Annotated in this window: 12 protein-coding genes and 3 pseudogenes; 8 read left to right on the top strand and 7 right to left on the bottom strand. The window is 69.5% G+C overall.

Going from position 1 to position 14424, the window contains the following annotated elements; all coding sequences use genetic code 11:
• Positions 1-9: 9 nt before the first annotated feature.
• Entirely contained in the window at positions 10-267 is a 258-nt protein-coding gene (locus tag OG395_RS42900) for a hypothetical protein (RefSeq protein WP_327247737.1), read from the bottom strand.
• Here OG395_RS42900 and OG395_RS42895 point away from each other — a divergent pair, their 5' ends adjacent.
• Positions 268-1488, top strand: a complete 1221-nt coding sequence (locus OG395_RS42895) for a hypothetical protein (RefSeq protein ID WP_327247736.1) — start codon at positions 268-270, stop codon at positions 1486-1488.
• A 302-nt stretch (positions 1489-1790) separates the two neighbouring features.
• Positions 1791-1967: pseudogene (locus tag OG395_RS42890) on the top strand (IS701 family transposase); the annotation flags it as partial.
• A gap of 142 nt (positions 1968-2109) precedes the next feature.
• Here OG395_RS42890 and OG395_RS42885 read toward each other — a convergent pair.
• The 3 genes from OG395_RS42885 to OG395_RS42875 all read right to left on the bottom strand — a co-directional run bounded on the left by OG395_RS42885 (position 2110) and on the right by OG395_RS42875 (position 4514).
• On the bottom strand, positions 2110-2280 hold the full coding sequence (locus tag OG395_RS42885; RefSeq protein ID WP_327247735.1) for a hypothetical protein: 171 nt from the start codon (positions 2278-2280) through the stop codon (positions 2110-2112).
• A gap of 54 nt (positions 2281-2334) precedes the next feature.
• Positions 2335-3630: a peptidoglycan recognition protein family protein gene (locus OG395_RS42880; RefSeq protein ID WP_327247734.1), complete on the bottom strand. Its 1296-nt coding sequence runs from the start codon at positions 3628-3630 to the stop codon at positions 2335-2337.
• A 458-nt stretch (positions 3631-4088) separates the two neighbouring features.
• Positions 4089-4514: a secondary thiamine-phosphate synthase enzyme YjbQ gene (locus OG395_RS42875; protein ID WP_327247733.1), complete on the bottom strand. Its 426-nt coding sequence runs from the start codon at positions 4512-4514 to the stop codon at positions 4089-4091.
• A 92-nt stretch (positions 4515-4606) separates the two neighbouring features.
• Between OG395_RS42875 and OG395_RS58555 the strand changes: the two genes are divergently transcribed.
• The 4 genes and pseudogenes from OG395_RS58555 (at position 4607) to OG395_RS42860 (ending at position 7411) form a co-directional block, all read left to right on the top strand.
• Positions 4607-4690: a putative leader peptide gene (locus OG395_RS58555; protein WP_353961654.1), complete on the top strand. Its 84-nt coding sequence runs from the start codon at positions 4607-4609 to the stop codon at positions 4688-4690.
• Between the two features lie 162 nt (positions 4691-4852).
• A pseudogene (locus tag OG395_RS42870) lies at positions 4853-5028 on the top strand (ABC transporter substrate-binding protein); the annotation flags it as partial.
• Positions 5025-6233: an LLM class flavin-dependent oxidoreductase gene (locus tag OG395_RS42865; RefSeq protein ID WP_327247732.1), complete on the top strand. Its 1209-nt coding sequence runs from the start codon at positions 5025-5027 to the stop codon at positions 6231-6233. The pseudogene OG395_RS42870 and the gene OG395_RS42865, both read left to right, overlap by 4 nt.
• A gap of 38 nt (positions 6234-6271) precedes the next feature.
• Entirely contained in the window at positions 6272-7411 is a 1140-nt protein-coding gene (locus OG395_RS42860; RefSeq protein WP_327247731.1) for an NAD(P)-binding domain-containing protein, read from the top strand.
• Positions 7412-7420: 9 nt separating this feature from the next.
• Here the strand turns inward: OG395_RS42860 and mltG are convergent, their stop codons facing one another.
• The 3 genes and pseudogenes from mltG to OG395_RS42845 form a co-directional block, all read right to left on the bottom strand.
• A complete protein-coding gene (gene mltG, locus OG395_RS42855; RefSeq protein WP_327247730.1) occupies positions 7421-8269 on the bottom strand; it encodes an endolytic transglycosylase MltG in 849 nt (282 codons plus the stop codon).
• Between the two features lie 405 nt (positions 8270-8674).
• Positions 8675-8878 (bottom strand): annotated as a pseudogene (locus OG395_RS42850) (hypothetical protein); the annotation flags it as partial.
• Between the two features lie 66 nt (positions 8879-8944).
• Positions 8945-10750, bottom strand: a complete 1806-nt coding sequence (locus OG395_RS42845) for an ABC transporter ATP-binding protein (RefSeq protein ID WP_327247729.1) — start codon at positions 10748-10750, stop codon at positions 8945-8947.
• 117 nt (positions 10751-10867) lie between these two features.
• Between OG395_RS42845 and OG395_RS42840 the strand changes: the two genes are divergently transcribed.
• Positions 10868-11311, top strand: coding sequence for a MarR family winged helix-turn-helix transcriptional regulator (locus OG395_RS42840; protein WP_327247728.1), 444 nt, complete (start codon positions 10868-10870; stop codon positions 11309-11311).
• 164 nt (positions 11312-11475) lie between these two features.
• Positions 11476-14400 carry an FAD-binding and (Fe-S)-binding domain-containing protein gene (locus OG395_RS42835; protein WP_327247727.1) on the top strand — a complete coding sequence of 975 codons (2925 nt, stop codon included), beginning with the start codon at positions 11476-11478 and terminating at the stop codon, positions 14398-14400.
• The last annotated feature ends 24 nt before the right edge of the window (positions 14401-14424 follow it).

The following is a 14424-nucleotide window of genomic DNA, read 5'->3' as shown; positions in this document are numbered from 1 at the left end:
CACACGTGATCATCCCGAACACTGCACCGGCGCGGTCACCGACTGCACAGCACCGTCATCAGTGCGGCTGTCGATCTGCTGCCGTCCTACCCTCTCGTCGACGAGAAAGACGGTGAGGACACGTCGACGTGGCTGGAGAGACAGGAAGCCGCCGAGCAGGCCTGGCGCACCATGTGGAAGCAGGTCCTGACCGCGCATCCCGAACACCACCGGCTCCTCGTCGACCGGGCTGACAACAAAGATGCCGGACACGTCGTCCGAGAGCATTTGCTGGGCAGCATCCCCTGGGACGTTGAGCCAGAACTGCTTGAGGAGATCGCCCAGGACGACCTCGCGTCCTCCCCGCTCTCCGTGCTCACCACCCGGATGTGCCGCATGCGCCGGGACGGGGCAACGGAGCAAGAGGTGCGCGAGCACTTCGCGAATGACCTGGCGGAACTCACTCCCCAGCAGCGCAAGCGCATCGACCAGCTCCTGGCGGATGACGAGTACGGTCTGCGCTACAGCTGCCGGGCTGCCATATCCCGCACCGCGGGGGCAGCAGACGGCAGGTGGCGGTACGTCCTCAACCCCGACCAGGCGCGGCAGTACGGGGAGCCTCGGCCTTGGCGAGCCTCCTCAGACCAATTGGCCTCACTGGACCAGAAATTCGCCGAGCACGCGGCCGTAGCGCTGGAGCTGTGGGAACCGGGCCCTGAGTCGCCGGTCCGCTCGGCGAGGGATGTTCGCTGGGTGCACGACCTCTTGCAGCACCTGCCGGTGGTCACCCCGCAGGTGAAGGAGAAGGCGCGCCTGATCTGCCGGGAGGCGAAACGAGGGCTGGCCGGGCGCTGGGACTACGGCAGGTACGGGCTGGACTCAGATACCCAGCAGGCTCGTGAACTCCTTGACGCCATCGAGCGGATGACCGCCGAACCGTGCCCGGATCCCGGTCCGGCACGCACAGCATCCCTCGGCAAGCCGGACCAGGTCACCGTGCGGGACCTCGCGGGCGCTCCGGACGCTGTCCTCGACGACTACTTGCGACGACATGAAGGCGACGATGCCCTCGTGGAAAAGACCCTGCTGTCCTTCGCCTCCCGTGCGTACCGCCGTGACCTTTCCTTCGCCGAAGTGCTGAAGCGTCACTCAGACCCGCAGCGCGCACTGCTGGATCTCACCCGGAACCTCCGCCGACGCCTGGGTGGTGGCCCGAACCTCCGGGAGGCTTGGGTGGGCACCTTGCTGGGCCTGCCCACCGACGATCCCGAACTGATCCGCGCCCTGCCCGCCTGGACCGCCCTCAAAGCCAGAGAATCCCGCGGCCAGGCGGCGCACCCAGCGGTCACCTCGGCCGTACGCACCGCCCTTGGCGACAACGCCGAGGCATGGCAGCGGTTTGCGACAAGCCCAGCCAGCTACGCGGGGCCCGCTGCCTGGCTCCGCCTCGGCGATCTCCTCGATGCGGCCGCGAACGGGACACCCTGGCCCACGCCTCCGCACACGTAGCCGAACCCGCGAACAGTGCCGACGGACCTGACCAGCCCCGGGCGCGTACCCGCGGCAGCAGGGAAGTGCAGGCAGCTAACGACGGCAGCAACGGGGCGACGAGTTCCCACAGACCGTCAGGAACCAGCCGCTGCGACAGATCGGCACTCACGAAGAGACATCATGCCGCAGCTCACACCATCACCACGTAAGACATCCTCTTACTCTCGACGTGCGGCTGCAGAAGCTACCCGAGTCGCACCCGGACAGAGGAGCCGCCGGAGACCCGCTCAACATGCTCCCTCTTGTCCCGTACGGGGGGAACTTCACTTGACCACTACCAGGTGCGGCTCTACCGGGCCTGGTACCGCCACATCACCCTGGCCATGGCCGCCCTCGCCTACCTGACCGCCATCCGCGCCGCAGAAGCCACAAAAGGAGCACTCTCGACGACGAGCAAGACCTCATACCCCTCAGCGTCCCGGAGATCCGCCGGTTGATGGGCCACATCGCCGTCACACGCCACTGCCACACCAACGAACACCATCTGCACTGGTCACGCTTCCGACGACGCAGCCAGGCCCGAGCCCGCCGCTCCCACCACAAACGCCGAGGCCACATTCTCCAGATGCGGTTGCAGTACTAAGGCGTCGCCGACTTCGAGGCGCACCGCGAGGGCTTCCTCGGCGCCGCCTGGACGGGCTCACGGACGGCGAGTGGCTGGACATCGAAGTGGGCGAGCGGCGAGGACTTCGCCGCGTCCCGGGCCATGGGGCTGAACCTGCCCGGGATCGCGGCGTTCTTCGGGACCATCGACACCGTACTGGCCCGACGGCGCCCTGAGGTCGGGCGCCGCCGGCGCAGGGCCTACAACCCTTCCTGGACGTCCTGGTCGACCGGGAACTCCTCGAACTGCGTGGCGGGTGCGTCGCTCGCCACGACCCCGTCCGCCGCGAGGGTCACGGGGGGCAGGGTCTCGGCCTCCGGCACGACAAGCTCGCTTTCCAGCCCCGCCTGGCCCTTCAGCCCGCGGAAGTTCTCCTCCACCACACCGCCGAGCGCGGCACACCAGGTGCTCAGGTCCACCCGCCCGGTGACCCGGAGCCCGTGCAGGGCCTGCAGCTTGGCGACCGCGACCCACGTCGCCCGGTCGAAGGTGCCGGTCGCCTTCACGGCGTACAGCTTGGTCGCCAGGATCGACTGGACGCCGAGTACCGCAGACCCTGTGGCACCCATGCCGATCTCCGGGGCCAGCGCCTCCCAGGTCGGCCCGGTCATCGTGCCGTCCGAGGCGGTGGGGAAGCCGTGCGCCGTCTGGAAGGCGCGCACCGCTGCCAGCGTGGCCGGGCCGAAGGCCCCGTCCGCAACGAGGTTGAAGCCCTGGGTGTTCAGCAGGTGCTGCAGCGTACGGACCGTGGCGCCCGCGCAGGAGGTGAACGTGTCGGGCCAGGTGCGGGCCGGGATGGTGCTCGGGTCCTGGCCGAGGCGCTTGGCGACGTGCAGGCGCAGCAGCGGAAAGGTGGAGTAGAACTTCGCACCGGGGCACTGGGTGTTGTTCCAGTCCCAGTGGCCGGTGATGTTCTGGGCGCCGAAGCCATACTGGGTGCAGATGGTGGTGGAGAGCTGAACCAGCGACCACCACAGCTTGCCGGTGGGCAGCTCGTCGATGTAGGTGCCTTCGTTCTCGATACCGATCGACTGGGTGTTCTGGCCGACGGCGTGCGCGCTGACGATCTGGTATCCGCCGTCCTCGAGCGCGTCCAGGCTGCCGTGCCGGCCTTCCAGCACATGGCCGCCGCGGCTGATGCTGAAGTGGTTTCCGGTGTCCGACCAGCCGTTCTTGTCCATGTGGATGTACTGGACCCGCTCGGCGCAGGCGATGGCCGCCTCCATGGAGAAGTCCATGGTGTTCGGGAACGCCATGTGGTGCACCACGATCCGCCGGGTGGAGCCCGTACGGGTCGACAGCTCCCCGGCGGGCGGCCGGGCACCCCACTCGTCGCAGCTCATGATGTACGCGGTGTCCGACAGGTCGGCCGGAGCGGCGGCCGAGGCACCGCTCGCACCGGCCAGCTGGCCGGCCCCGAGACCGGCGACGGCGGCTGCGCCGGCGCCGGCCCGCAGGGCATTGCGCCGGGATATGTACACGGGCTCGAAGGACATGAGGCGTTCCTCTCCAGGGCTGTCCGGGGTCTCTCGCCGCTACGCCACGCTGCTCCGTGTACGCCAGCAGGCAGCCTTCCTTCTAACCCGTTGACTGCCCCAATGTCCAGGGTTTTCAGGATCGTTGACTATCTACACCAAGTCCTGACACCGCAGTTCGGTCTCGTCCACGGAAGACGTACGGGACCGGGCTGCTCACCAAGGTGCCCGCCACGAACCAGATTGGGGGCCCAGTCGGCGACGGCTTTCGCCATGGGCTACCAAGATCCGGGCCATTCCCGGACCAACTTCCCCATGTGCTCCGTCAACGGAGCCATACTCCCTGGTCAAGCAAGGCGCGGACGTGGTACCACCAGCAGACGAAGAACCTGCTGGCGGGCTTCGCACGCCCTACGGCAACTGCGCGCGCTGCCCAGTTGGTGCGGCCGGACTTCCCCCTTCAGCCCCACCGAAGCGACTCACTGGCCGAGGAAGCTCAACCGGACGTTACGGTTGGTGTTGCTCCTGTTTGTATCCACCAGGCACACCGACTGCCACGTGCCCAGTTCCAGCCGTCCGCCGATCACCGGCAATGTGGCGTGCGGTGCGATGAAGGCCGGCAGGACGTGGTCGCGACCGTGGCCGGGGCTGCCGTGGCGGTGCTGGTAGCGGTTGTCCGCGGGCAGCAGTGTGTGGAGGGTGGCGAGGAGGTCGTCGTCGCTGCCCGCTCCGGTTTCCAGGATGGCGATTCCGGCGGTGGCATGGGGCACGAAAATGTTGAGTAGGCCGTCCCGGCCGACGGCGGCGCGAGTGAGGAACCGTACGCAGTCGTCCGTCAGGTCGGTGACCGTCTCGGCGGCACCGGTCGTGATGTGCAGAACGCTGGTGATGAAGGCATCGGGCATGCCCCCATCTTCTCGCTCGTGACACGAGATGGCGCGTCCACGTGCCGAGACAACATTGACCGGTTCCGGGGTGCGTCGCTACGTTCGGCGACATGTTCCGTTCAGCTCTGCTCACTTCGCGCGGTCACATCGACCTGCTGCGGGTGGCCTCTGCCGTGTGTTGTCACGGCTGCTGACGTTCCTTCAGCACATATTCCGCAGGTGACCGAGGGTTCCTTTGTCCCGCACCTGACTTGCGCGCCGCTCGGCCGTAAAGCGCCTCGTCGAACGCCGCCGCGCCCTTCCCCTGTCGTAGCTCCCGTGCCGTAACGGTCCGCCGTCCGGGTGCCGGGCTGTCGCCCGTCGCCATCGATCCGGCGGCCATCGCGTCGGAGCAGGAGATCGCCGACACGCTCGCCGATCTGAAACTCATTCCGCGCCGCTTCGCCTTCAAGGACTTCGTCGACACCAGGTTCAACCGCGATCCGCCCGCGTCCTCGGCAGCCCCCGCTCGTACGGAAAGGCCTCGTCATGACTGTTCATCTGCACTGGTTCCTGCCCACGGGCGGTGACGGCCGCACGCTCGTCGACCGGCACGCGTACACCGACGGCGGGATCAAACGGGACCGTGTCACGCCGGTGAGCGGGGTGCGGGCACCGGACATCGAGTATCTGGCGCAGATCGCCAAGGCAGCCGAACAACTCGGCTTCGAGGCGGTGCTGACGCCGACGGGTACGTGGTGCGAGGACGCCTGGCTGACGACGGTGGCGCTGGCGCAGCACACCGAGCGGCTGAAGTTCCTGGTGGCGTTCCGGCCGGGGGTGATCTCGCCGGTACTGGCCGCGCAGATGGCCGCGACATATCAGCGGATCACCCGGGGGCGGCTGCTGCTCAATGTGGTGACGGGCGGCGACTCCACCGAGCAGCGGCGGTTCGGTGACCATCTGGATCACGACCGGCGCTATGCACGGACCGCCGAGTTCCTTTCGGTGGTGCGGGGCGCGTGGAGTGGGCAGCCGTACGACTTCGACGGTGAGCACTACCAGGTGGAGGGCGGTCTGACGGCGCTGCCGCCGGAACCGTTGCCGGAGATCTTCTTCGGCGGGTCATCGGCGGCGGCCGGGCCCGTGGCCGCCGCGCACGCCGATGTCTATCTGACCTGGGGCGAGCCGCCGGCCGCCGTGAAGGAGAAGATCGACTGGATCCGCGGGCTCGCGGAGGAGCAGCGCCGTACGGTCCGGTTCGGGATCCGGCTGCACACCATCTCGCGCGACTCGGCGAAGGAGGCGTGGGCGACCGCGGACCGGCTGCTGGGGGATCTCGATCCCGAGACGATCGCCGCGGCGCAGCAGGCACTGGGGCGGAGCGAGTCGGTGGGGCAGCAGCGGATGCTGGCCCTGCACGGCGGCTCGCGCGACCGGCTGGAGATCGCGCCCAACCTGTGGGCGGGAGTCGGTCTGGTGCGGGGTGGCGCGGGCACGGCGCTGGTCGGCAGCCATGCGGATGTCGCGGACCGGATCGAGGAGTATCACGCGCTGGGCGTGGACCACTTCGTGCTCTCCGGCTACCCGCATCTGGAGGAGGCGTACTGGTTCGGCGAGGGTGTGACACCGGAGCTGGCGGCGCGCGGTCTGCTGTCGACCGTTCCGGCATCGCCGCTGCTGGGGGTTCCTGCCGCGAACGGGCGCCCGGCGTCCGCTCCGGGCGGGGCGCCGCTGCTGATCGCCGGGGGCCGTTGACCGGGAAGATCCCCGAGCCCGCAGGCGTTGGTAGAAGCGTGAACAACTTTGGGGTCGGGGCAGCACGCGAAGTGGACGTGGTCGTGATCGGCGCCGGACAGGCTGGTCTGTCCGGCGCCTATCATCTGCGCCGCGCAGGTCTGGAGCCCGACCGCGACTTCGTCGTGCTCGACCACGCGCCCCGTCCGGGCGGCGCCTGGCAGTTCCGGTGGCCCTCACTGACGTACGGCAAGGTCCACGGCATGCATGCGCTGCCCGGCATGGAACTGTCCGGCGCCGACGACAGCCGTCGGTCGTCCGAAGTGATCGGCGAGTACTTCGACACGTACGAGCACACCTTCGGCCTGAGGGTCCACCGGCCCGTGGACGTGAGTGCGGTGCGCGACGGCGACGGCGACGGCGACGGCGGGAGGTTGCTCGTCGAGACCTCCGAAGGTGCGTATGCCACGCGCGCCCTGATCAATGCCACCGGCACCTGGGACCGGCCGTTCTGGCCGCGCTACCCGGGCCAGGAGACCTTCCGGGGGCGTCAGCTGCACACCGCGAACTATCCGGGGCCCCAGGAGTTCGCCGGGCAGCGGGTGGTCGTGGTCGGTGGCGGTGCCTCCGGCACGCAGCATCTGATCGAGATCGCCGAGGTCGCGGCGGACACCTTCTGGGTGACGCGTCGGCCTCCGGTCTTCCGGGAGGGGCCGTTCGGCGAGGACCAGGGGCGGGCCGCCGTCGCCATGGTGGAGGAGCGTGTACGGCGGGGACTGCCGCCGCAGAGCGTGGTGAGCGTGACCGGGCTGCCGGTCACCGACGCCGTGCGGCGGGCCCGGGAGGAGGGGGTGCTCGACCGGCTGCCGATGTTCGACCGGATCACTCCGACCGGGGTGGCCTGGGACGACGGGCGGACGGTGGACGCCGATGTGATCCTCTGGGCGACCGGGTTCCGCGCCGCCATCGACCATCTCGCGCCGTTGCGGCTGCGCGAGCCCGGCGGCGGCATCCAGGTCGAAGGCACGCAGGCCGTACGGGACCCGCGGATCCATCTGGTCGGGTACGGGCCGTCGGCGAGCACCATCGGCGCCAATCGGGCGGGGCGGGCGGCGGTGCGTGCCATCAGGCAGCTACTGAAGGCCGATGGGGACGACGCCGTCGGCCGCGGGGGCGAGCACACCGCCGCTCTGGTGTGACATCGCCCTTCAGCTGCCGCTCGCGGTGCGCCGGTTGCGGTTGAACTCCTCGACGTTCTTCTGCTGCTCGGCATAGCTGTCGGTGAACCGGGTGTCCCCGGGTGCGACCGTCACGAAGTACAGCCAGGGGCCCGGCGTCGGCGTGATCGCCGCTACCATCGCCTGCTCCCCCGGGTTGCCGATGGGGGTGGGCGGCAGCCCTTTGCGCTCGTAGCTGTTGTACGGGCTGTCGATCCTGGTGTCGCCGACGGTGGTGTCCAAGGTGCTGCGGTTCAGTGCGTAGTTGAGCGTCGAGTCCATCTGGAGCGGCATGTCCTTGGCCAGCCGGTTGTAGATGACCCGGGCGACCTTGGCCATGTCGTCCGTGGTGTCCGCCTCGGCCTGCACCATGCTGGCGATCGTCACGGTCCGGTGGACGGATACGTTGTTGCGCCGGGCCCCCGCAGCGATGTGATCCCCACCGAATCGCCGCCCTGCCGTGTCGACCATGTAGGTCAGCAGGCCTGCCGGGGTGGCGCCGGAGGCGAGCGGGTACGTCGCAGGGAAGAGGTAGCCCTCGGGGTTGCCCTTCGCCTCGGCCGGCAGTGCGAGCTCCGCCGCTCCGACGGCCTTCTCGGCCGTGCCGGGTGCCACATCGAGCGCCTTGTCCACTGCCCCGTACACCTGGGAGGCCCGCCATCCTTCCGGGATGACGAGAGTGCGTTCCGGGCCGACCTTCGCTTCCCTGGTCAGCAGCGGCACGAGGACGGCTGCGGCGACACCGAGGACGAGGACGATGCCGAGGAGCAGCACCAGGCGACCGCGACGGGTGGGGCGGAGTCTGCGGTGGGGGCGGGTGGTCGGGGACTCGTTCGCCATGCGGGCACGCTATCCCGGGCCGTAGGCGGCTCTGCGGGACGACACGGCTCCACACCGCGAGAACAGAACACACGAACAGGGGATCGGGTGTTCGCTGGAACGCGTGATCGTATGGCCGATCGTTGCTCAACTCATCTGCGACAGCTGATGATTACAGGGCGCAAGCAACGGGCTGCAGACCGCGACTGCGCTGTCCCAGAGATGCACCATGTACGAGGAGAAGCACCTGATGAACGTCCTGACCAACCTGCTTGCCGACCTCGTCCACTTCGTGGGTTGGCTCGTCTGACCTCTGCTCCGCCCCGGCGCCGTCGCTCCCCGTCCCACGGGAGCGGCGGCGCCGTCGCGTGTGCGGTCTCAGCCTCGGCTCCCCGACCCGGTGAACTCGGGAAGGGCGGCGAACTCGGCCGCCTCCGCCAGGCCGCCGCCCGCCTGCGCGGTGTAGTGGGTGAGCGACTCCCGCAGCGTGGGGCCGTCGTCGAGACCCGCCGGCAGGTCCGGCGGCAGTCCGAAGAAGTGCACCGACAGCACATCGCCGTCGTCGCTCGCCCATGTGTCGTGGTCCACGGGCCGGAATCCGGGGAATTCCACCCCGAGCAGAGCCCTCAGGGGCGGCGATCATGCCCTACGGAGAACCGGCCCCGCACGCCCAGTGCTCACTTCTCCGCGCCCCGATCAGCTCGTCACGGGGTCGAGTTGGGTGTCCCGGCGGACAAGCGCGGCATAGCGGCCGTCCTGCTGGAGCAGTTCCTCGTGGCTGCCGCGCTCGGCGGTCCGGCCGCCGTCGAGGACGACGATCTGGTCCGCGTCGCGAACGGTGGAGAGGCGATGGGCGATGGTGATCGTGGTGCGCCCGGCGGACAGTGCGTCGATCGCCTCCTGTACGGCGAATTCGGTACGGGTGTCGAGGGCGCTGGTCGCCTCGTCGAGGATCAGGACGGGCGGGTCGCGCAGGATGGTGCGGGCGATGGCCAGTCGCTGTTTCTCGCCGCCGGAGAAGCGGTAGCCGCGCTCGCCGACCAGGGTGTCGTAGCCGTCGGGCAGCGAGGCGATGTGGTCGTGGATCTGTGCCGCGCGGGCGGCCGCCTCGATCTCGGCGTCCGTCGCGTCCGGCTTGGCGAAGCGCAGGTTCTCGGCGACGGAGGCATGGAAGAGGTACGTCTCCTGGGAGACCACACCGACGGCCCGGGAGAGCGTGTCGAAGTCCAGTTCGCGTACGTCGACGCCGTCGAGCGTGACCCGGCCGCCGGTGACGTCGTACAGCCGTGGCACCAGGTAGCTGAGCGTGGACTTGCCGGAACCGGTCGGCCCGACAACGGCGAGACTGCCGCCGGCCGGCACGGTGACATCGACACCGCTGAGGGTCGGGCCGCTCTTCTCGTCGTAACTGAAGTCCACGTCCTCGAAGCGGATCTCGCCGCGGACCTTCTCCAGCCGGACGGGCTCCTCGGACTCGGTGATGTCCACCCTGAGGTCGAGATACTCGAAGATCCGCTGGAAGAGTGCGAGGGACGTCTGCATCTGCACCCCGGTGGAGAGCAGGCTCACGGCGGGCCGGAAGAGGCCCTGCTGGAGCGAGACGAAGGCGACGAGCGTGCCGATGGAAACAGCGGGTCCGCCGGACTGCAGGGCGAGTCCCGCGGCCCAGTAGATGACGGCGGGCATGGCGGCCATGACGATGCCGATCGTCGACATCCGCCACCGTCCGGCCATGCTGGAGCGCACTTCGAGGTCGACCAGGCGCTCGGACTCGTCGGCGAAGCCCCGGGTGAGGGAGTCCGCGCGGCCCATCGTCCGGCCGAGCAGGATGCCGCTCACGGAGAGGGACTCGGTGACCGTGGCCGCCATGGCAGCCATCTGCTTCTGACGCTGGGTGGTGATCTTCTTGCGCTCGCGGCCGACCCGGCGGCTGATCCAGACGAAGACCGGCAGCAGGAGGAGCGAGACGAGAGTGAGCCGCCAGTCGAGCGCCAGCATGGCGACGACGGTGGCGATGACCGCCGTGAGGTTGGAGACCAGCGAGGTGGCGGTGGAGGTGACGGTGGCCTGCATGCCGCCGATGTCATTGGCGATACGGGACTGCACCTCGCCGGTACGGGTCTTCGTGAAGAAGGCGAGCGGCATCCGCTGCAGCTGGGCATAGACCGACGTGCGCAGGTCATGCATGACGCGCTGGCCGACCGTGGTGGAGATCAGGGTCTGCAGGACGCCGAAGACGCTGTTCATCACGGCGGTGAGAATCATGCCGAGGGCGAGCAGCGAGAGCAGTCCCGTCCGCCCCTGGGGAATGGCCGTGTCGAGGATCTCGCGGAGCAGGAACGGCGAGGCGACCGACACCAGCGACGAGGCGCCGACGAGCAGTCCGACCAGCGCGAGCCGACCGCGGTACGGATGGAAGAGGCGGAGGATGCGGCGCAGCTCGGCGGGTGGCCGCGCACCGTCCCTGGGCGGGGGCGTCCACGTGGGTTCGTCGGGTTTCATGGGCTCCTTCGGCAGCGTGACGGAGGGAGACGGCCGCAGGCGGCTGTCCGACCTTTTGCGAGCATAGCTCATTGTTACCTATACTCACAATGAACGTCGTCCTGATATTGTTCCCCCATGGACTCCCCCGACTCCGACGGCCTGCTGGCCGAGCAGCTGCTGCGGCTCACCCGCCGGCTCCAGCGCATCCAGAGCCGCCAGCTGGAGCCGATCGGCATCACGCCGGCCCAGTTCCGGCTGCTGCGCACGGTCGCCCACTACGACGGGCCGCCCCGGATGGCGGATCTCGCGCAGCGCCTGGATGTCGTGCCGCGCGCCGTGACCAGCCTGGTCGACGCGTTGGAGGCGAGCGGCCGGGTGCGCCGCGCCCCGGATCCGGACAGCCGCCGGGTGGTCCGGATCGAGATCACCGACGAGGGCCGTGCCACGCTGCGCTCGCTGCGCGACGCGCGCAGGGCGGCCGCGGAGGAGATCCTGGCTCCACTGACCGCCGATCAGCGCGAGGTGCTGGGCGGGCTGCTGTCCGCTCTGGTCGCGGGAATGCCGGAGCGTCGCTGCTGAGGCTCCGCCTTCGGATTGTGCCGGGTGCCGGGGTGAGCCGGCGCAACCCGCGCCTGGCCGGTTCTCAAGCCGACCTCGAGGTCTTGCACCGATCGTGAGCGGTGGGAATCGTCGCTGGTAGAAAGGTGGGAGGACCGCACCGACCCACCGAGGGGACCATCGCCATGCCGCTGTTGGAGCCGAAACCGGAAGTCCTCCGCCCGGGTGCGGCACGCACCCCGTCCCCCGACCGGGTCCCCGACGTGCGGGCCACGGGCACGCCCGAGCCGCTGCGCGGCGAACTGACCGCGCTGCTCGGGCCCAAGAAGGTGTTGTGGACCGTCTCCGACCTGGTGAAATACGCCTCCGACGCCAGCCCCTACCGGTTCGTCCCGCAGGTCGTCGTCGTCCCGGAGGACATCGACGACATCTCGGCGATCCTGTCGTACGCGCACGGCAAGGGCCGCGAAGTCGTCTTCCGGGCCGCGGGCACCAGCCTGAACGGCCAGGCGCAGGGCGAGGACATTCTTGTCGACGTCCGCCACCACTGGGCGGGCATCGAGGTGCTGGACGACGGTGCGCGGGCCCGGATCCGCCCCGGGACCACGGTCATGCGCGCCAATGCCACCCTCGCCCGGTACGGCAGGCTGCTGGGCCCCGACCCGGCCAGCGCCATCGCGTGCACGATCGGTGGGGTCGTCGCCAACAACGCCTCCGGAATGACCGCGGGCACCACCCGCAATTCGTACCGCACCGTCGCCTCGCTCACCTTCGTGCTGCCGAGCGGCACGGTCGTCGACACGGCCGATCCGGCGGCGGACGAACTGCTCGCCCACGCCGAACCACAGCTGTGCGAGGGGCTGCTGGCCCTGAAGGCGGAGATCGAGGCGGATGCGGAACTGACCGCCCGGATCCGCGCCAAGTACGAGATCAAGAACACCAACGGCTACCGGCTCGACGCGTTCCTGGACGGCTCGACCCCCGTACAGATCCTGCGCGGACTGATGGTCGGCTCGGAGGGCACCTTCGGCTTCATCTCCGAGGTCGTCTTCGACACGCTGCCGCTGGACCGGAAGGTCTCCAGCGCCCTGCTCTTCTTCCCCTCGCTGACCGCCGCCGCCGCTGCCGTGCCCCGCTTCAACGAGGCGGGGGCGATCGCCGTCGAGCTGATGGACGGCAACACGCTGCGGGCGTCGGTGAGCGTCCAGGGCGTGCCCGCGGACTGGGCCGAGCTACCGAAGGAGACCGCGGCGCTGCTGGTGGAGTTCCGGGCTCCGGACGAGCCGGGCCAGGAGGCGTACGAGCGGGCGGCGGCCGCGGTCGTCGAAGGGCTGGACCTTGTCGCGCCGGTCGCCTCGGTGACCAATGAGTTCACCCGCGAGGCCAAGGTCATCTCGGGCTACTGGAAGGCCCGAAAGGCGTTCGTCACCGCGGTCGGCGGCTCCCGCCCGTCCGGTACGACTCTGATCACGGAGGACTTCGCGGTCCCGCCGTCGCTGCTCGCCGACGCCTGCGAAGCCCTCCTCCGGCTCCAGGCGGAGCACGGTTTCGACGCCGCCGTCGCGGGCCATGCCGCGCACGGCAATCTGCACTTCCTGCTCGCGTTCGACGCGGCGAAGCCGTCCGATGTCGACCGGTACGCCGCGTTCATGGACGACTTCTGCCGGCTGACTGTGGAGCGCTTCGACGGCTCGCTCAAGGCGGAGCACGCCACCGGTCGCAATATCGCGCCCTTCCTGGAGCTGGAATGGGGCCCGAAGGCGACCGAGCTGATGTGGCGTACGAAGCAGGTCATCGACCCCGACGGGGTGCTCGCGCCGCGAATCGTCCTCGACCGTGACCCGAAGGCCCATCTGCGCGGGCTGAAGACCATTCCCGAGGTCGAGCTGATCGCCGACCCGTGCATCGAGTGCGGGTTCTGCGAACCGACCTGTCCCAGTCACGACCTCACCACCAGCCCGCGTCAACGGATCGTGCTGCGGCGGGAGATGATGCGCCAGCCCGGCGGTTCGCCGGTGGAGACCGGGCTCCTCGACGCGTACGGGTACGAGGCCATTGACACCTGCGCCGGTGACTCCACCTGCAAACTCGCCTGCCCGGTCGGCATCGACACCGGCGCCATGATGAAGGACTTCCGTCACCAGCGGCACTCACCGCGCGAGGAACGGATCGCGGCACTCACCGCGAGGAACTTCAAGGCGGTGGAGGCCTCGGCGCGGCTCGCGGTCGCCGCGGCCGACAGGATCGGCGACCGTCTGCTGGAAACCGTCACCGGGCTCGCCCGCAAAGCCGTACGCCCCGATCTGGTACCCGAGTGGCTCCCCGAGATCCCTGGCGCGGCGCCCCGCAAGCTGCCCCGCACGTCGCGGGTCGGGGCGAGCGCCGTCTACTACCCGGCGTGCGTGAACCGGATCTTCGGCGGTCCGGAAGGCCACCGTGGCCCGTCGCTGCCGCAGGCCGTCGTCGCCGTCTCGGCCCGTGCCGGAAAGCCGGTGTGGATCCCGGATGACGTCGCGGGGACCTGCTGCTCGACGATCTGGCACTCCAAGGGCTACGACGAGGGCAACGTCGTGATGGCCAACCGCATCGTGGAGGCCGCCTGGGGCTGGACAGCGGGCGGAAAGCTGCCCCTGGTCGTCGACGCCTCGTCGTGCACGCTGGGCATCGCCCATGAGGTGGTGCCCTATCTCACCGAGGACAACCGGGAGTTGCACCGGGATCTGACGGTCGTCGACTCCCTCGTCTGGGCGGCCGACGAGCTGCTGCCGGAACTGACGATCCTGCGGAAGACCGGCTCGGCGGTGCTGCACCCGACGTGCTCCATGCAGCATCTCGGCGACGTGGAGCAGTTGCGTGCAGTCGCCGAGGCGTGTGCGGAGGAGGTCGTCGTACCGGACGACGCCGGGTGCTGCGCGTTCGCGGGCGACCGCGGGATGCTGCACAAGGAGCTGACCGCGTCGGCCACGGCAAAGGAGGCGGCCGAGGTCAACTCCCGTGAGTACGACGCCTATCTGTCCGCGAACCGGATGTGCGAGATCGGCATGGACCGGGCCACGGGGCGCGCGTACCACTCGGTCCTGATGGAACTGGAGCGGGCGACGCGCCCCTGACCCGTCTCTCGCGCGACCGCGTAC

It is taken from the genome of Streptomyces sp. NBC_01320, assembly GCF_035974375.1.
Classification (GTDB): domain Bacteria; phylum Actinomycetota; class Actinomycetes; order Streptomycetales; family Streptomycetaceae; genus Streptomyces; species Streptomyces yanii.
The sequence above is the reverse complement of the archived record's forward strand: the minus strand, read 5'-3'. Positions and strand labels throughout refer to the sequence as shown.